General features: G+C 76.3%; 1 protein-coding gene and 1 pseudogene. Both read right to left on the bottom strand.

What is annotated here, in order from left to right; all coding sequences use genetic code 11:
- Window positions 1-54: 54 nt before the first annotated feature.
- A complete protein-coding gene (locus GHR20_RS38225; protein ID WP_275549829.1) occupies window positions 55-8310 on the bottom strand; it encodes a non-ribosomal peptide synthetase in 8256 nt (2751 codons plus the stop codon).
- 134 nt (window positions 8311-8444) lie between these two features.
- Window positions 8445-19880: pseudogene (locus GHR20_RS38220) on the bottom strand (amino acid adenylation domain-containing protein); the annotation flags it as partial.
- Window positions 19881-19916: the final 36 nt, after the last annotated feature.

Below are 19916 nucleotides of genomic sequence, written 5' to 3'. Positions count from 1 at the left end.
CGCGAGGACCGTGCCGGGCGGCGCGCCGGGACGGTGCCTCGTGGGGGAACGCCGTCATCGGCCTCCCCTGGCGTGCCGGGCGAGGTGGCGCAGGGCGTCCGCGAAGTCCTCCGCCACCCGGCGCACGCTCGCCGTGTCGTGGACGCCGGGCCGGTGGTGCCAGGTGAAGGCGAGCCGGCCGTGCTGGACGGCGCCCACCACCTCCACCAGGTGCGAGCCGGGGTCGCGGGGATCGTGGTCCTGCCCGAACGAGCCGTGTTCGGCCCGGATCAGGCCGCCGTCCCCGGTCTCGGGGCGGGCGTCCCACTGGCCGAGGTAGTTGAACACCACCTGGCTGTGGGCGTGTTCGCCGAGACGTTCGCGGACCTCGGGCGGCCCGAAGGTGCGCAGCGCGCCGAAGCCGATCCCGTTGCCGGGCACGGCGCGCAGCTGGCGCCGTACCGACTTCACCAGGGAGCGCCAGTCGCGGTCGGGCCCGAGGTCGGCGGGGTCGGCCACCTGGAGGGCGACCGGATAGACGGTGGTGAACCAGCCGACGGTGCGGGACAGGTCGACCCCGTCGAGGAGGTCCTCGCGGCCGTGCCCCTCCAGGTCGAGCCGGACCCGGTCGTGCCCGGTCCAGCGGGCCAGCGCGAGGGCGAGGGCGGCGAGCAGGACGTCGTTGACGCGGGTGCGGTAGGCGGTGGGCGCGGAGCGGAGCAGGGCGGTGGTGTCGTCCTCGTCGAGTTCCACGCTGACGGTGGCGGCCGGGCCCGCGTCGGCCGCGGGCGCGGGAACGGCGGGGACGGTTTCGGAGCGTACGGCCTCTTCCCAGTGGGGCAGTTCGTGGTCGAGGCCGCCCTCGGCGACGTGCGCGGACAGCCGCGTGGACCAGTCCCGGAAGCTGGTGCTGCGCTCCCCCAGGGTGACGGGGCCGCCCGCGTGGGCCTGCCGGTAGGCGGTCTCCAGGTCGTCGCGCAGGACGCGCCAGGAGACGGCGTCCACCACGAGGTGGTGGGCGACCAGCAGCAGGAACACGGGCCGGTCCGGGTCGCCGGTGAACAGGGCGGCGCGCAGTTGCGGGCCGTGGGCCAGGTCGAAGCCGGCGTGCAGTTCGTCGGCGGCCTTCGCCATGGCCGCGTCGGCGTCCTCGGCGGACAGTCCGCTCAGGTCGTACCGGGCGAGGAGGTCCTGGCCGGGGGCGGGCGGCGGGTTGAACTGCCGCCAGCCGTCCGCCTCTTGGGTGAACCGCATGCGCAGGGCGTCGTGGTGGTCGAGCAGGGCGTCCAGCGCGGCGCGCAGCGCCTCGGGGTCGGGGGCGCCGTCGAGTTCGAGCAGCGCCGACTGGTTGAAGTGGTGGTGGGCCGCGCGGGGCGTGGTGAGGAACCACGTCTGGATCGGGGTGAGCGGTACCTCGCCGGTCGCCGGGCCGTCGTCGGACCGCCCGGGCGCGGTGCGGACCACCGCGGCGAGTTCGGCGACGGTCTGGTGCGTGAACAGGTCGCGGGTGGCCACGTGCAGGCCGTCGCGGCGCAGCCGGGAGACGACCTGCATGCTGAGGATGGAGTCGCCGCCGAGCGCGAAGAAGTTGTCGTCGGCGCCGACCTCCTCGATGCCGAGGACGTCGGCCCAGATGCGGGCGACACGGCGTTCGGTGTCGGTGCGGGGCGCGGTGCGCGGTCCGTCGGCGGCCTGCGCGGGGCCGGGGGCGGGCAGGGCCTGCCGGTCGGTCTTGCCGTTGGGGGTGAGCGGCAGCTTCTCGAGCGGTACGAACACCGACGGCACCATGTGCGGGGGCAGCAGCCCGCCGAGGTGCAGCCGCAGCTCGCCGACGGGCAGCGCGGCGGGGGCCTGTCCGTCGCCGGCGGGCTCGGGCGTGGACGTCGGTGCCGGTACGACGTAGGCGACGAGCCGGTCCGGGGCGCCGGTCGTCTCCCCCGGGCGTACGACCACCACGGCGTCCCGCACCAGGGGGCTGGTGCGCAGCGCGCTCTCGATCTCGCCGGGCTCGATGCGGAAGCCGCGCAGCTTGACCTGGTCGTCGGCGCGTCCGGCGAACCTGAGCCGGCCGTCGGCACCCCAGCGGACCAGGTCCCCGGTGCGGTACATCCGCTCCCCCGGGCCGCCGAACGGGTCGGCCACGAACCGCTGGGCGGTGAGCCCGGGCCGGCCCAGGTAGCCGCGGGCGAGGCCGGGTCCCGCGATGTACAGCTCACCGGTCACGCCGGGCGGTACGGGGCGCAGGGCGGCGTCGAGCACATGGACGCGGGTGCTGCCGGAGGGCCGGCCGATGGGCGGGGCGCCGGTGCCGGGGGTGAGCGGTCCGGTCCAGGTGGCGACGACGGTCGCCTCGGTGGGCCCGTACGAGTTGATCATGCGGCGCCCGGGTGCCCAGACGGCGACGAGGTCGGCGGGGCACGCCTCCGCGCCCACGATGAGGGTGCGCAGGTGGGGCAGGGCGGCGGCGGTCTCCGGCGGGACGGTGGCGAGCGCGGCCGGCGGGATCAGCGTGTGGCTGACCCGTCGTACGGCGAGCACCTCGGCGAGCCGCTCGCCGACCAGCGGTCCCTCCTCGCCGGTCACCAGCGCGGCCCCGCTGAGCAGGGACACGCACAGTTCCAGCACGGAGGCGTCGAAGCTGGGCGAGGCGAACTGGAGCACCCGGTCGCCGGGGCCCGCCGCGTACCGTTCGGCGGCCGCGGCGGCGAAGGAGGCCAGGCCCCGGTGGGTGACGACGACGCCCTTGGGGGTGCCGGTGGAGCCGGAGGTGTAGATGACGTAGGCGGGGTGGGCGGGGGTCAGCGGGGCGGTGCGGTCGGCGTCCGTGGGCGCCGACTCCGGTCCCTCGGCCGCCCATACCTCGGCCGGGTCGCCGACGACCAGGTGGGCGCCCGCGTCCCGGATCATGAACTCCCTTCGCTGCTCGGGGTAGTTCGGGTCCACGGGCAGGAAGGCGCCGCCGGCCTTGGCCACGGCGAGCTGGGCCACGACGGTGGCCGCCGAGCGGGGCAGCGCCAGGGCCACCACCCGCTCCGGTCCGACGCCGTCCCGGATCAGCCGGTGGGCCAGCCGGTTGGCCGCCCGGTCCACCTGGCCGTAGGTGAGCTCCCGGTCGCCGTCCAGCAGCGCGACCGCGTCCGGGGTGCGGGCCGCCTGCTGTTCGAACAGGTCCGGCAGGGTGCGCTCGGCGACCGGCCGGAAGTCGCCCCGGCCCTGGTCGAGCAGTGCCTTCAGCTCGTCGTCGGAGGCCAGCGGAAGGGCGCCCAGCGGGCGTTCGGGATCGGCGGCGACGGCGTGCAGCAGGGTGCCGAGCTGACCGGCCATCCGCTCGGCCGTGGCCGGGTCGAACAGGTCGGTGTTGTAGGTGAGCAGGGCGTGCAGCTCCCCGGAACCGGTCTCGGCGAACTCCAGGGTGAGATCGAACGCGGCCTGGTCCGATTCGGGTTCGACGTCGGCGACCTCCAGTCCGGGCAGGTCGAGTCCGGCGGCCGGGGTGTTCTGGAGGACCACCATGACCTGGAAGAGCGGGCTGCGGCTGGTGTCCCGGACCGGCTGCACCTCGTCGACGACCCGTTCGAAGGGCACGTCCTGGTGGGCGAAGGCGTCCTGGACGGTCTGCCGTACGGCGGTGAGGAACCCGGAGAAGGGCGTCCCCGCCTCGGCCCGCGAGCGCAGCACGAGGGTGTTCACGAAGAACCCGACGAGGGCCTGGATCTCGGGCCGGTCGCGGCCGGAGGTGACGGTGCCGACCGCGATGTCCTCGGCGCCGGAGAGCCGGGCCAGGTATGCCTGGGCGGCGGCGACGAGGGTGGTGAACAGGGTGGTCCCGTGGTCGCGGGCGAGCCGGGTCAGGCCCCGTACGGTCCGGGCGGGCACCACCAGCCGGGCGGTGGCCCCGGCGCTGGTGCGCACCGGCGGCCGGGGCCGGTCGGTCGGCAGCTCCAGCGGGGCGGTGTCGGCCAGGTGCTCCTTCCAGTGGGCGAGGTGCTCGCCCGCGCCGGTGTCCTGGGTGCGCTGCCAGTGCGCATAGTCGGCGTACTGCACCGGCAGCGGCGGCAACGGCTGCTGTACGACGCCGAGTTCGGCCCGGTAGTAGTGGGCGAGGTCGCCGAGCAGGACGGAGGTGGACCAGCCGTCCGTGACGATGTGGTGCAGGGCGAGGGTGAGCACGTGCTCGTGTGCGGCGAGCCGGACCAGGCCGGCGCGCAGCAGCGGGCCCTCGCGCAGGTCGAACGGCCGGGCGCGTTCGGCGGCGAGCAGCCGGCGCAGCCCGGGCTCCCGCTCGGCGGCGGCGAGCCCGGTCAGGTCGTGCACCGGCAGCGGGACCTCCCGCGGCGGGTGCACGCGCTGGACGCCGTGCCCGTCGACGCTGTCGAAGGTGGTGCGCAGCGACTCGTGCCGGGCGACCACGGCGGCGAGGGCCGCGCGGAGCGCGCCGGTGTCCGGGGTGCCGTGCAGCCGCAGCGCGAGCGCGGTGACGTACTCGGCGCCGGCGGGTTCGAACTCGTGCAGGAACCACAGGCGTTGCTGGGCGTGGGACATCGGTGCGACGGCGTCCCGGGCGACCGGGACGATGGCCGCGCGGCCGGAACCCTGCCGGTCGCCGAGCAGCCGGGCCAGCGCCGCCGGGGTGGGGTGGGTGAACACCGCGCGGGGTGTGACCTCGGTGTCGAAGACCTCCGCGAGGCGGGAGGCGAGCCGGATACTGAGGATCGAGTCGCCGCCCAGCTGGAAGAAGTCGTCCTCGGCGCCGGGCGGTTCGCTGCCCAGCACCTCGGCGAAGACGTCCGCCGTGCGGCGCTCGGCCTCGGTGCGGGGCGCCACCCGGGCGTGCCCCGGCCCTTCCTCGGGCGCGGGCAGGGCCGCCCGGTCGACCTTGCCGTTGCGGCTCAGCGGGAGCGCGGCGAGCGGGACGAACGCGGCGGGGACGAGGTAGTCGGGCAGGGTGCGGGCGGCGAAGGCCCGCAGTTCCGCCAGGTCGTCGGCGGCGGGTCCGACGACGTACGCCACGAGCCGCTTGGCGCCGGGCCGGTCCTCGCGGGCCACCACGGTGACGTCGGTGATGTCCGGGTGGGCGGCGAGCGCGGTCTCCGCCTCGCCGGGCTCCACCCGGAAGCCGCGGATCTTGACCTGGTCGTCGGCGCGGCCGAGGAACTCGACGGTGCCGTCCGGCCGCCTGCGGGCCAGGTCGCCGGTGCGGTACATCCGCTCGCCGGGCGCCCCGGACGGATCGGCGAGGAAGCGGGCGGCGGTGTCGCCGGGACGGCCCAGGTAGCCGCGGGCGACGCCTTCCCCCGCCAGGTACAGCTCGCCCGCGCAGCCCGGCGGCACGGGCCGCAGCCGGGCGTCGAGGACGTGGACGCGCATGTCGTCGAGCGGGCGGCCGATGGGCACGGTGCCGGGCACCGCCTCCGGGTCGGCGAGCGCGAAGGTCGTGGCGAAGGTCGTCGTCTCGGTGGGGCCGTAGCCGTCGACGACGGTCAGGCCGGGGCAGGCGGTGAGGACCCGGCGCACGGCCGGGGCGGGCACCACGTCACCGCCGGTCCACACCTGCCGCAGACCGCGGAAGCAGTCGGGGGCGTCCTGGGCGAGCAGCCGGAAGAGGCCGGCGGTCAGCCACAGCGCGGTCGGCCCGTCGCCGTCGGCGTACCGGCGCAGCAGGGCGGCGTCCACGGCCCCCTCCGGCGCCACGATCACACGGCCGCCGTTGAGGAGTGGTGCCCACACCTCGAAGGTGGCGGCGTCGAAGGCGACCGGCGAGTGCAGCAGCACCCGGTCGCACACGCCGTCCGTGAACCGGCTGTCGGTGGCCAGCGCGGCCACGTCCCGGTGCCGTACCGCGACCGCCTTGGGCAGGCCGGTGGAGCCGGAGGTGAACATCACGTAGGCCAGCCGGTCGGGGTCGGCGGCCGGGAGGTGCTCCGCGGGGCCGCCGGTCCGGGCGGCGGCCACGTCGGCGGCGGTGAGCCGGACCGTGGCGCCCGCCCCGTCGAGCAGGGTCTGCCTGCGCTCCTCGGGGGCCCGGGTGTCGACGGGCAGGTAGGCGCCGCCGGCCATGAGCACCGCGAGCTGGGCGACGACGAGTTCGGCGGAGCGGTCCAGGAGCAGCGCCACCCGGTCCTCGGCCGCCAGGCCGTCGGCGAGCAGGCGCCCGGCCAGCGCGGCGGCCCAGTCGCGCAGCTGCCGGTAGGTCAGCTCCCGCTCGCCGTCCTGGACGGCGAGCGCGTCGGGGGTGCGATCGGCCTGGTCGGCGAACAGGTCCACCGGGCTGCGCGGGGCGGCCGGCCGGGCGGTGGTGTTCCAGGCGGCGAGCAGTGCGCGGTCCGCCGGGACGAGCAGGTCGAGCCGGTCCAGGTCGGTGTCGAGGCCGTCGGCGAGGACGGTCAGCAGGGCGGCCAGCCGGTCCGCGGCGCGTTCGGCGGTGGCGGGGTCGAACAGGGCGGGGTCGTAGGCGAGGTCGAAGCCGAGCCGTCCGGCGAGGTGGGCGCGCAGACACCAGGGGAAGGTGGTGGCGTCGTCGGCGCGCACCTCCTCGACCCGGACGCCGGTACGGGCCGTCGCCGACTCGTCCACCGGGTAGTTCTCGAAGACCACCATGCTGTCGAACAGGGGCTCGCCGGGCGGGACCTCGCTCACGGCCTGGATGCGGGGCAGCGCGAGGAAGTCGAAGCGGCGGGCGTCGCTCTGCCGCTCCTGGAGGCCGCGCAGCCACGGCAGGACCGGGCCGGCGGGGACCGGGACGCGGGTCGGCACGGTGTTGATGAACATGCCGATCATGCCTTCGACGCCGGGCAGTTCGGCCGGGCGGCCGGAGACGGTGGTGCCGAACACCACGTCGTCCTGGCCGCTGGAGCGGGCCAGCAGCAGGGCCCAGGCGCCCTCCAGGACGGTGTTGACGGTGAGTCCGGCGCGTGCCGCGCCCTCCCGCAGCCGTTGCGAGACGTCCGCGTCCAGCTCGTGGTGGACGGCGGCGGCCGACCGGGCGCGGTGGGCCTCGGCGGGGGTGCGGTCGTACGGCAGCGGGGTGCGGGCGGTGAAGCCGGACAGCGCCTCTGCCCAGTGCCGTTCGGCCGCCGTCTCGTCCTGGGCGGCGAGCCAGTGCAGGAAGTCCGCGAACGGGCGCCGGGCCGGCGGCGCCGGGTCCGGGCCGCCGGTCAGGGCGGCGTAGCGTTCGCACACCTCGGTGAGCAGCTGCCCGGTGCTCCAGCCGTCGAGGACGATGTGGTGGGTGGACCACACCAGCAGCACCTCGTCGCCGGGCAGGGTGGCCAGGGTGAGCCGGGTGAGCGGGGCGGTGCCGAGGTCCATGCCGGCCGCGCGGTCCTCGGCGAGCAGCCGCTCGGTGGCCTCGGCGCGCTGTGCGGGGGTCAGGGCGCGCCAGTCGAGCCGGGTGACGGGCAGTTCGGCGTGCCGGTGGACCACCTGCACCGGGTGGGGCAGGCCGTGCCAGTGCACGGAGCCGCGCAGGGCGGGGGTGCGGTCGGTGATCTGCTGCCAGGCGGTGGCGAAGGCCCCCGGGTCGGCCACCCCGGCCAGTCGTACGGCGGTGCGGTCGAAGTAGGCGTGCTCGGTGTCCACGAGGCCGTGGAAGAGCATGCCGGACTGGAGCGGGGTGAGCGGCAGGACGTCCTCGGTGTCGCGGCCGGTGCCGACGAGCCGGTCCAGCTGGTCCTGGGCGAGTTGGGCGAGCGGGAAGTCGGAGGGGGTGCGGCCGCCCGCGGTGGGCAGGGCGCAGTGGGCCACGATGTCCCGCAGGGCGGCGAGGGTCTCCTCGGCGAGCCGGCGCACGGTGTCCTCGTCGTGGACGGCCGCCGGATAGGTCCAGCCGAGTTCGAGGCGCCCGTCCTGGACGACCCCGGTGATGTCCAGCACGTAGGGGCGCGGTTCGTCCGGGTCGGTGTCGCTGCCGGCCGGGGGCAGGGAGCCGCGGACCAGGCCGCCGCTCCCGGTGCCGCCGGTGTCCCACTGCCCGTGGTAGTTGAAGCCGATCTGCGGGGCGGGGGCGCCGGTCAGCGGGCTGCCGGGGACGAGGTGGCGCAGGGCGCCGTGGCTCAGGCCGCGCAGCGGCACCGCGCGCAGCTGCTCCTTGACCGAGCGGAGGGTGTCGTGCCACCCGGCGTCCGGGTCGGCGGTGAGGGCGAGCGGGTACTCGGCGGTGAACCAGCCGACGGTCCGTGACAGGTCGGCGTCCTCGAACAGGTCCTCCCGGCCGTGTCCCTCCACCCCAAGCAGCACGGTGTCGCGTCCGCACCAGCGGGCCAGGGTGCGGCCGAGGGCGCTGAGCAGCACGTCGTTGACCTGGGTGCGGTAGGTGTCCGGGACCTTGCGCAGCAGGGCGTCGGTGGTCGCGGCGTCCAGGGTGACCGTGAGGGTGGCGGCGGTGCCGTGGGTGTTGGGGCCGGGCCGGCCCGGGGCAGCGCGGCCGGGGCGGCGGCGGTGCGTGTCCAGTACGCCAGGTCGGCGTTCAGGGCCCCGGAGCGGGTGTGCCGGTCGAGCCGGGTGGCCCAGTGGGTGAAGGAGGTTCCGGTGGGGGGGAGTTCGACGGGCCGGCCGGCCGCCGCCGCGCGGTGGGCGGTCTCCAGGTCGGCCAGCAGGATGCGCCAGGAGACGCCGTCGATCACCAGGTGGTGTGCGGTGATGACGAGTTGGGGCGGCTGTGCCGGTCCCCGGTCGACGAACAGCGCGCGGACGACGCGGCCCTCGGCGGGGTCGAGCGCGGACCGCGCCTCGTCGGTGAGCCGCTGGACCTCGCCCTCCAGCGCGGCGCCGTCCAGGCCGGCCGTGTCGTGGTGGCTGAAGACGCCGTCCGGCGCCTGCGGCAGGGCTTCCTGCCGCCAGCCGTCGGCGGTGCGGTGGAACCGGGTGCGCAGGGCCGCGTGGTGGCGGACCAGGGCGTCGACGGCCGCGCGGACGGCCGGTTCGCCGGTGCCGGGGGCGAGTTCGAGGCGCTGGGTCATGGTGAAGCGGAGCCGGTCCCCGGGGTCGCGGCCGTCCAGGTACCAGTGCTGGATCGGAGTGAGCGGGGCCTCGCCACTCTCTTCGGCGGCGATGGTCCGGGGCGCCGACTCCTCGGTGCGCAGCGCCAGTTCGGCCACGGTCTGGTGGCGGAAGACGTCCTTGGTGGTGAGGGCGAGTCCGGCCTGCCGGGCGCGGGCGACGATCTGGATGCTCAGGATGGAGTCGCCGCCGAGCGCGAAGAAGTTGTCGCGGGCGCCGACCCGTTCCACACCGAGCACCTGCGCCCAGATCGCGGCCAGGCGCTCCTCCGTGCCGGGCCGGGGCGCGACGTAGGCGGTGGCGCTGTCGGGCTGCGCGGGCGGGGCGGGCAGGGCGCGCCGGTCGGTCTTGCCGCTGGTGGTACGCGGGATGCGGGCCAGCGGGACGAACGCGGTGGGCACCATGTGGTCGGGCAGGGTGCGGCGCAGCGCGAGGCGCAGGACGTCGGCGGACGGGACGCGGTCGCCGGCCGGCACCACATAGCCGACGAGCATGAGGCGGCCGCCGTGCTCGCGGGCGGCGACGGCGGCGTCGCCGACGTCCGGGTGGTCGAGGAGGGCGGCCTCCACCTCGCCGGGCTCGATGCGGAACCCGCGGATCTTGACCTGCTCGTCCACCCTGCCGAGGAACTCCAGCAGCCCGTCCCGGTCCCAGCGGGCCCGGTCCCCGGTGCGGTACATCCGCTCGCCGGGCGCCCCGAACGGGTCGGCGACGAAGCGGGCGGCGGTGAGGCCGGGCCGGTCGAGGTAGCCGCGGGCCACCTGGTCCCCGGCCAGGTACAGCTCGCCCGGCACCCCGGGCGGCACCGGACGCAGGGCGCCGTCGAGCACGTAGGCGCGCAGGTTGCCGCCGGGGCGGCCGATGACGGGCCGCTCGGGGCGGTCCGCGACGCGGCCGTAGACGGCGTCGACGGTGCACTCGGTGGGCCCGTACATGTTGTACACCGCGACCTGGAACTCGCTCTCCACCCGCACGAGTTCGCGCCAGTCGGCCGGGGTGACGGCCTCGCCGCCGACGAGCAGCAGGCCCGGGTGGTGGCGGCCGGGGGCCAGCAGTCCGGCGGAGGTCAGTTCCCGCAGGAAGGACGGGGTGACGTTCACCAGGTCGAGGCGGCGGTCGGCGACCCGGGCGCAGAACGCCTCGGGATCCAGGCGTACGTCCTCGTCGATCAAATGCACCTCGTGGCCGAGGGCGAGCAGCAGCGGCCCCTCCCAGGAGGTGTCGAAGGAGAAGGAGGCGCTGAGCGCGGCCCGCAGCCGGCGGCCGTCCGCGGTGTGCGGGGCGAGCAGGCCCGCCTCGTGGTCGCGGCACAGGTTGACGAGCTGCCGGTGTTCGACGGCGACGCCCTTGGGGCGGCCGGTGGAGCCGGAGGTGTAGATGACGTAGGCGGTGTGGCCGGGCAGCAGGGGCCGGACGCGGTCGACGTCGGTCGGGTCGTGGGCGGGCAGCCGGTCCCAGGGCACCTCGGCGAGGTCGGCGAGCAGGGTGTGCGGCCGGGCGTCGGTGAGCAGGAAGTCAGCCCGCTCCTCGGGGAGTTCGGGGTCGAGGCTGAGCAGGGTGGCGCCCGCCTTGGCGACCGCGAGCAGCGCGATCACCTGCTCGGAGGTGCGCGGGAGGCGTACGGCGACGACGTCCTCAGGGCCGACGCCCCGGGCGATCAGGTGGTGGGCGAGCCGGTTGGCGCGCTCGTTGAGCGTGCCGAAGCCGAGGGTGGTGTCGCGGGCGACCAGGGCGGTGTGGTGCGGGGTGCGGGCGGCCCGGGCCTCGAACAGGGCGGGGAAGGTGGTGTCCGGCTCGGGCAGCCGGGCGCCCTCGCCGAAGCGGAGCACCTGCCGCCGCTCGTCGTCGGTCATCAGCGGCAGCGCGCCGACGGCCCGTTCCGGGGACTCGGTCGCGGCCTCCAGCAGGACGCGCAGCCGGCCGGCCAGGCGCTGGACGGTGTCGCGGTCGAAGAGCCCGGTGTTGTACTCCAGGTAGCCGGTCAGGCCGTCGCCGGTCTCGACGAAGTCGAAGGCCAGGTCGAAGGTGGCGTTGCGGACCGGCGGGGTCACCGGCTCCGCGGTCAGGCCGGGCAGCCGGGGCGGCTCGGCGTCGAGGTTGTGCAGGGCCACCATGACCTGGAACAGCGGGGTGCGGCTGGTGTCCCGCTCGGGCTGGACGGCGTCCACCACCCGCTCGAAGGGCACCTCCTGGTGGGCGAACGCGGCCAGGACGGTCGTACGGACCTCGGACAGCAGCTCGCGGAAGGGCAGTTCGGGGCGGACCCGGGAGCGCAGTACCAGGGTGTTGACGAACATGCCGACGACGTCGTGCAGTTCGGGCCGGTCGCGGCCCGCGGTCACGGTGCCGACGGTGATGTCCTCCTGCCCGGCCCAGCGTGCGAGCAGGAGCTGGCAGGCCGTCACCAGGGTCATGTACAGGGTGGCGTCGGCCTCCCGGCCGCGCTCGCGCAGCCGCTCGGTGAGCGCGCCCGGCAGGGTGAAGGTCACCAGGTCGCCCTCGCGGGTGCGGACCGCCGGGCGCGGCCGGTCGGTGGGCAGCTCCAGCGGGGTGACGCCGTCCAGCGCCGCTCGCCAGTGGGCGAGTTCGGTCTCGGCGCGGTCGGCGCGGGCCCGCTGCCAGGCGGCGTGGTCGGCGTAGCGGACGGGCAGCGCGGGCAGTTCGGGCCGGCGGTCCGCGAGGGCCGCCGCGTACAGCTCGCTCAGGTCCCGGCCGAGCACGCCCATGGACCAGCCGTCGGTGACGATGTGGTGCACGGCCAGGACGAGGACGTGGTCGTCGGCGGCGAGGCGGGCGAGGCGGGCGCGCAGCAGCGGCCCGGTGGTCAGGTCGAAGGGGGTGGCGGCCACCCGCTCCAGGAAGCCGTCCAGGGCCGCGGGGTCCGGGAGTTCGGTCACCGGCAGCTCGACGGGGTGCGCCGGGCGGACGATCTGCCGTGCCTGGCCGTCCTGTTCGGCGAACGTGGTGCGCAGGATCTCGTGCCGGGCGACCAGGCCGTCCAGGGCCACGCCGAGCGCGGCGGTGTCCAGCGGGCCGCGCAGCCGCAGTGCGGACAGGGTCGTGTACTCGGTGCTGCCGGGTTCGAACCGGTCGAGGAACCACAGGCGTTGCTGCGCGTACGACAGGGGGGCCGGGGCGTCGGCGGGGAGGGCCGGGATGACGTCGGCGGTGTGCGCGGGTCCCGGTGCGCCGAGCGCGGCGGCGAGGGCGGACAGCGTGGAGTGGGTGAACAGCAGCCGGGGCGAGACGTCGGTGCCGAAGGCGGCACGCAGCCGGGAGGTGACCCGCACGGCGAGGATGGAGTCGCCGCCGAGGGCGAAGAAGTCGTCGTCGGCGCCGACCTCGTCGGTGTCCAGGACGTCCGTCCAGGCGGCGGCGACCAGCCGTTCGGCGTCGGTGCGCAGGGGGGTCCGCTCGCGGTCGGCGGCGAAGCCGTCGGGGCCGGGGGCGGGCAGGGCGCGCCGGTCGAGCTTGCCGTTGACGGTGAGCGGCAGCGCGGCCATCGGCACATAGGCCGCGGGCACCATGTGCGCGGGCAGCAGCCCCTCCAGATGGGCGCGCAGTTCGGCGGCGGGCGGGGGCGGCGCGGTGCGGTCGCCGGAGCCGGTGCCGACGACGTGGGCGACCAGCCGGCGGGTCCCGGTGGTGTCCTCGTACACGCCGACGGCGGCGGCGCCCACGCCCGGGTGGGTGTGCAGGGCGGCCTCGATCTCGCCGGGTTCGATGCGGTAGCCGCGGATCTTCACCTGCTGGTCGGCGCGGCCCAGGTATTCGAGGGAGCCGTCGGCCCGGCGGCGGGCCCGGTCCCCGGTGCGGTACATGCGGGTGCCGGGCCGGCCGAACGGGTCGGCGAGGAACCGGGTCGCGGTGAGGCCGGGCCGGTTGAGGTAGCCGCGCGCCAGGCCCTCACCGGCGACGAACAGCTCGCCGACGGCGCCGGGGGGCACCGGCCGCAGCAGCTCGTCGAGCACATGGACCCGCAGGTCCGGGATGCCGGCGCCGATGGGGCTCGCGGCGCCCGTGCGGGCCGTCGCGCGGTCCAGCGGGGCGTAGGTGACGTGCACGGTGGTCTCGGTGATGCCGTACATGTTGACCAGGCGCGGCGCGGTGTCCGGGTGGCGCAGGTACCAGTCGGCGAGCCGGTCCACGTCCAGCGCCTCACCGCCGAAGATCACCGTGCGCAGCGCCAACCGGGCGCTGACGTCGGGAAGTTCGGCGTCCGCCCGGGCGAGCGGGTAGAACGCGGAGGGGGTCTGGTTGAGGACGGTGACCCGTTCGTCGGCGAGCAGCCGCAGGAAGTCCTCCGGGGAGCGCGCGGTGTCCTCGGGGACGATCACCAGCCGGCCGCCGTGCAGCAGCGGGCCCCACAGCTCCCACACCGAGAAGTCGAAGGCGTAGGAGTGGAACAGCGTCCACACGTCGTCGGGGCCGAAGCCGAACCAGTGCCGGGTGCGGCCGAACAGCCGGACCACGTTGGCGTGCGGGACGACCACGCCCTTGGGGCGGCCGGTGGAGCCGGAGGTGTAGATGGCGTAGGCGGGGCTGTCGGGCAGGGCGCGGCGGGCCGGGCCCGCGGCCGGACGGCGGGCCAGGTCGGCGCGGACCTCGGGGTCGTCCAGCGGCAGCAGCGGTACGACCGGGTCGGTCTGGGCTCCGGCGGTGGTCACCAACGCCACCGGGGCGGCGTCGGCGAGCAGGTGGCGTACCCGTTCGGCAGGCAGCCGGGGGTCGATGGGCAGGTAGGCCGCGCCGGTCTTCAGCACGGCGAGCACGGCCACGACCAGGTCGGTGGAGCGGGGCAGCGCCAGGGCGACGAACGTCTCGGGTCCGGCGCCGAGTTCGGCGAGCCGGTGGGCGAGCTGTCCGGAGCGGGCGTCGAGGGTGGCGTAGTCGAGCCGGTCGGCGCCGCAGCTGACGGCCTCGGCGCCGGGGGTGCGGGCGGCCTGGGCGGTGAAGAGGCCGTCCAGGGTGTCGGCGGGCCGGCCCTCCTCGGTGCCGTTCCAGCGGACCGGGAGGTGCCGCCGTTCCTCGGCGGTGATCCAGGCGAGGTCGCGCACCGGCCGCTCCGGGTCGTCGGCCAGCTCGGTGAGCAGCAGGCACAGCCGGTCGGCGAGGTCCCGTGCGGTCGCGGACTCGAACAGCTCCGGGTCGTAGGCGAGGTCGAAGCCGAACCGGTCGCCCTGGTAGGCGCGCAGCACGAGCGCGTAGTTGGTGGCGTCGCGGGCGGACACCTCCGCCAGGCGTATCCCGGTGTCGGCCGAACGGGCCTCGTCGAAGGGGTAGTTCTCGAAGGCGACCATGCTGTCGAACAGCGGGCTGCCGGACGGCACGTCGCTCAGCGCGGTCAGCTCGGCGAGGGACACCGCCGCGAACCGCCGTGCGTCGGCCTGTGCTTCCTGGAGTTCCCTGAGCCACGCGGTGGCGGTACGGCGGCCGTCGACGCGGACGCGGGTGGGCAGGGTGTTGATGAACATGCCGACCATCGACTCGACGCCGGGCAGGTCGTCGGGGCGCCCGGAGACGGTGGTGCCGAACAGCACGTCCTGCTCGGCGCTGTAGCGGGACAGCAGCAGCGCCCAGGCGCCCTGCACCACGGTGCCGAGGGTGAGTCCGGCGGCGCGGGCGGTGCGGGCCAGCCGCGCGGAGACCTCGTCGGAGAGACCGGCCGTGTGCAGGCCGCCGGAGCGGGTCTCGTGTCCCGGGCGCCGGGTCCGGTCGGCGGGCAGCGGGGTGGGGGTGGCGAACCCGGCGAGGACGTCCCGCCAGTGCGCGCGGGCCGCCGCGCCGTCCTGCCCGGCGAGCCAGCGCACGTAGTCGCCGAACGGACGGCGGGCCGGGGGCCGGGGCGTGGCGCCGGTGGTCAGCGCCGTGTACTCGGCGAACACCTCGGTGAGGACCTGGGCCAGGCTCCAGCCGTCCAGGATGAGGTGGTGGGAGGTCCACAGCAGGTGCAGCCGGTCCCCGGGCAGCCGGACCAGGGTGAGCCGCATCAGCGGGGCGGCCGTGAGGTCCACTCCGCGCGCGAGGTCGGCGGCGCGCAGCCGGTCCCAGCGCGTGTCCCGCTCCGCCGCGTCCAGCTCCCGCCAGTCCACCTGCTCGATCGGCACGGTGACCTGGCGGTGCACGGCCTGGAGCGGGACCGGCACGCCCTCCCACACCACGGAGGCGCGCAGGGCGGGGGTGCGGTCGGTGACCCGCTGCCAGGCCCGGGCGAGCGCACCGGGGTCGGTGACGCCCTCCAGCAGCAGGGCGGCCTGGTCGACGTACACGTCGTCCGGTCCGCCGACCAGCCGGTGGAAGAGCATGCCCTCCTGGAGCGGGGTGAGCGGCAGCAGGTCCTCGATGTCCCGGCCGTCGCCGGCGATACGGTCCACACCGGCCTGGTCCAGGCGGGCCAGCGGGAAGTCGGAGGGGGTACGGCCGCCCGCGCCGGGTCGCGCGCAGTGCTCGGCGATGGCGCCGAGGGCCCGCGCCATGCCGTCGGCCAGCCGCTCCACGGTGGCGGCCCGGTGCACCTGGTCGCTGTAGTGCCAGGTGATCTCCAGCTCGCCGTCGGCGACCAGGGCGGACACGTCGAGCAGGTGGTCGAGGGGCTCGCCGGGGTCGGTGTCCCGGCCGGGCACGTCGGCGACGGGTGCGAAGTCGCCGCCGGCGGGCGCCTCCCACTGGCCGTGGTAGGTGAAGCACACCTGGGGCAGCGGGAGTTCGCCGAGGGCGCGGGCCTCCGCGCGGGGCGAGCCGAGGTGGGCCAGCGCCTGGTAGCCGAGGCCCCGGCGGGGCACGGCGCGCAGCTGCTCCTTGACGGCCTTGAGGGTGCTCCCCCAGTCGTCCGGTCCGGCCGGGGTCAGGGTGACCGGGTACTGGGTGGTGAACCAGCCCACCGTGCGGGACAGATCGGCGCCCTCGGCCAGGTCCTCCTCACGGCCGTGGCCCTCCAGCGCGACGGTCACCCGGTCGGTGCCCGTCCAGTCGGCCAGCACCCGGCCGAGCGCGCTCAGCAGTACGTCGTTGACCTGGGTGCGGTACACCCCCGGGACGCGCCGCAGCAGGGCCTCGGTGGTGGCGCGGTCCACCCGGGTGCGGACGGTGCGCACGGAGCCGGCGAGCGGGGTGCCGGGCAGGTCGACGGGGAGCGGGGTGCGGGGCTGGGCGGCCTCCCGCGTCCAGTGGGGCAGGTCGTCGTCGAGGCCGCCGGACCGTACCAGTTCGGCCAGTTCGCGCGCCCAGTCGGCGAACGCGGTGTGCTCGGGCTCGGGCCGGGGCTCCTCCCCCGCCGCCGCCTGCCGGTAGGCGTCCGCCAGGCCGGTGAGCAGCACCCGCCAGGAGACGCTGTCGACCGCCAGGTGGTGGACGGTGAGGAAGAGCCGCGGGCGCTCTGCGCCGGTGAGCAGGGCCGCGCGCAGCAGCGTCCCGGTGGCCGGGTCGAGGGCGGCGCGGGCCTGCTCGGCGGCCTCGGCGGGCGGGGTCCCTGGAGCGTGCCGGGTCAGCGGCGGGGTGTCCGTCCCTGCGCCGGGGTGCTGGAGCCAGGTGTCCCCGGAGCGGACGAAGCGGGTGCGCAGGGCGGGGTGCCGGGCCACCAGGACGGCCAGCGCCTGTTCCAGGGCCCGCTCGTCGAGGTCGTGCGGCAGGTCGAGCACCATCGACATGCTGAAGTGCCGCAGCGGGCCGTGCGTGGCGAAGAACCACTCCTGGACCGGCGTGAGCGGGGCGGGCCCCTCCTGCCTCGGGCGGCGGGGCGCCGGCACGGCGGCGGTGGCGAGGCCCGCGGCGGCGGCCAGATCGGCGACGGTCTGGTGCCGGAAGACGTCCTGCGAGCCGATCCGCAGCCCGGCGGCACGGGCCCGCGAGACGGCCTGGATGCTCAGGATGGAGTCGCCGCCCAGCTCGAAGAAGTTGTCCGTGACGCCGACCCGGTCCACCCCGAGCACCTCGGCCCAGACGGCCGCGAGGGTCTCCTCCTCGGGGGTGCGGGGGGCGACGAACTCCCGTTCCGTCTCCGGGGTTTCGGGGGCGGGCAGGGCGCGGCGGTCCAGCTTGCCGCTGGTGGTCAGCGGCAGCGTGTCCAGGGCGGTGAAGGAGGACGGCACCCAGGCGTCGGGCAGCACGCGGCGCAGGGCCGCCCGCAGGTCGGCGGGGGCGGGCCGGGGGGCGCCGGGCGCGGGCACCACGTAGGCCGCGAGCCGGGTGTGGCCCTGCGCGTCGGGTACGGCCACGACCGCGGCGGCGGTGATGCCGGCCAGCGCGAGCAGGGCGGCCTCGATCTCGCCGGGCTCGATGCGGTGGCCGCGCACCTTGACCTGGTCGTCGGCGCGTCCGAGGTAGTCGAGGCGGCCGTCGGCGGTCCACCGGGCCAGGTCGCCGGTGCGGTACATGCGGCCGCCCGCCGGGCCGAACGGGTCGGGCAGGAACCGGGTGGCGGTCAGACCGGGGCGGCCGGTGTAGCCGCGGGCCAGCTGGCCGCCCGCGAGGTACAGCTCGCCGCCGACGCCGGGCGGGACCGGCTGGAGCCGGTCGTCCAGCACATAGGCGCGCACGCCGAGCAGCGGTCGGCCCACCAGCGGGCGGTCCCCGCCGTCGATGCGGCAGGACAGCGCGTCGACGGTGCACTCGGTGGGGCCGTAGAAGTTGTGGGCGGCCACGTCCGGGTGGGCGGCCAGCTCCCGCCAGAGCGCGGGCCCGACCGCCTCGCCGCCCAGCATGAGGACGCGGGGGTGGTGCCGGGGGTCGGTGAGCAGCCCGGCGGGCAGCAGCTGCCGCAGGTAGGAGGGGGTGACGTCGAGGAAGTCGACGCGGTGCTCGACGACGTACTCGACCAGGGCGGCCGGGTCCATCCGGGTCACCTCGTCGACCAGGTGCAGCGGGTGGCCGTCGGCCATCAGCAGCACGCCCTCGAGGGAGGTGTCGAAGGAGAACGAGGCGGTGAGCGCGATGCGGAGCGGGCCGCCGCCCGCCTCGGCGACGAAGCCCGCCCGGTGCGCGGCGAGCAGGCGCGTCGCCGAGCGGTGGGACACGGCGACGCCCTTGGGGCGGCCGGTGGAGCCGGAGGTGTGGATGACGTACGCGGTGTGGTCCGCATCCAGCGGGGCGCGCCGGTCGGCGTCGGTCGGGTCGGTGTCCGGGGCGCTCGCGGGTACGGCGCGCAGCGCGGCCTCGTCCAGGACCAGGGCAGGGCGGGCGTCGTCCAGCAGGAACTGGACGCGCTCCTCGGGCAGCGCGGTGTCGAGCGGGAGGTAGCCGGCGCCGGACTTCCAGACGGCGAGGATCGCGGTGATCATGTCGGCGGTGCGCGGCAGCCGCAGCGCGACGAGTTGTTCCGGTCCGGCGCCGCGCGCGATGAGGTGGTGGGCGAGCCGGTTGGCGCGGGCGTTGAGCGTGCCGTAGTCGAGGCGTTCGCCGCCCGCGACGAGGGCGAGGGCGTCCGGGGTGCGGGCGGCCCGGCGCTCGAACAGTGCCGCGTGCGGGGTGTCGGGCTCGGGGTGGTGCGTGCCGGGGTTCCCGAAGCCGAGGACCTGGCGGGTCTCGGCCTCGGAGAGGAGGGGCAGGGTGCCCAGCGGGCGGTCGGGGGCGGCGGTGGCGCCCTCCAGGAGACGCAGCAGCTGTCCGGCCAGCCGTTCGGCCGTGGCCGCGTCGAACAGGTCGGTGCGGTACTCCAGCAGCCCGGTCAGGCGCTCGCCGTCCGGTACGAACTCCACGCTCAGGTCGAAGGTGGCGGCCTGCCGGGGCACGTCGACCGGGCTGGCGGCGAGGCCGTGCGGGGATGCTGCGGCGGGCGGGTCGGGGTGCAGCAGGACGAGGACGTCGAACAGCGGGTTGCGACCCGGCTCGCGGGGCGCGCCGACCGCCTCCACGACCCGTTCGAACGGCGTGTCGCCGTGCGCGAAGGCGTCGTTGACGGTGTCGGCGGCCCGCTCCAGCAGTGCGCGGAAGGAGCCGGCGCGGTCCACCGCGGTGCGCAGCACGACGGTGTTCACGAAGAAGCCGACGGTGCGTTCCAGCTCGGTGCGGGAGCGGCCGGGGGTCAGGGAGCCGACGGTGATGTCGTCCTGTCCGGACCAGCGGGCCAGCAGGGCCTGCGTCGCCGCGACCAGGGCGGTGTGCAGGGTGCTGTGCTGCTCCCGCGCGAGGGCGCGCAGCCGGGTGGTGAGCGCGGCGGGGACGGTGAAGGTGTGGACGGCGCCGGTGCCCGCCTCCTCGCCGCGCCGCGGCCGGTCCAGGGGCAGCTCCGGTGCCACCGCGCCGGTCAACCGCTCCTTCCAGTGCGCGAGTTGGCCGTCGAGCCGGGCGCCCGCGAGCTGTTCGCGCTGCCACACCGCGAAGTCCGGGTACTGCGTGACCACCGGCGGCAGTTGGGGCGCGGCACCCCGGGCGAGGGCGTCGTAGGCGGTGCACAGCTCGTCCAGGACGACACCCATGGACCAGCCGTCGGTGACGATGTGATGAGCCGTCAGCAGCAGGACGTGCGCGGTGGCGGACTCGCGCAGCAGCAGGGCGCGCAGCAGCGGGCCCTGCCGCAGGTCGAAGGGGCGGGCGTACTCCGCTCTCAGGTCCGCGTCCGGGTCGGCGGTGTCGCGTACCGGCAGCGGCACCGGGCCCGCCGGGTGCACGCGCTGCGCCGGGCGGCCGTCGGTCTCCTCGAAGGTGGTGCGCATGGCCTCGTGCCGGGCCACGACGGCGGCCAGGGCGGCGCCCAGCGCCTCCTGGTCCAGCGAGCCGGTGAAGCGGACCGCGACCGCGCTGTTGTAGCGGGGGTCGCCGGGCGTGAGCCGGTCCAGGAACCACAGGCGCTGCTGGGCGAAGGACAGCGGCAGCGGGCGCTCCCGGTCGGCGCGCGGGATGCCCGGCCGGGCGGCGGGGGCCGCGCCGCCGGCCCGTCCGGCGAGCCGGCGGCGCAGCGCCTCGCGCATCTGCTCGGGCAGTGCCTCGGCGCGGTCCCGCCGGGA

The organism is Streptomyces sp. SUK 48 (assembly GCF_009650765.1).
In the GTDB taxonomy this organism is placed as follows: Bacteria; Actinomycetota; Actinomycetes; order Streptomycetales; family Streptomycetaceae; genus Streptomyces.
The sequence above is the reverse complement of the archived record's forward strand: the minus strand, read 5'-3'. Positions and strand labels throughout refer to the sequence as shown.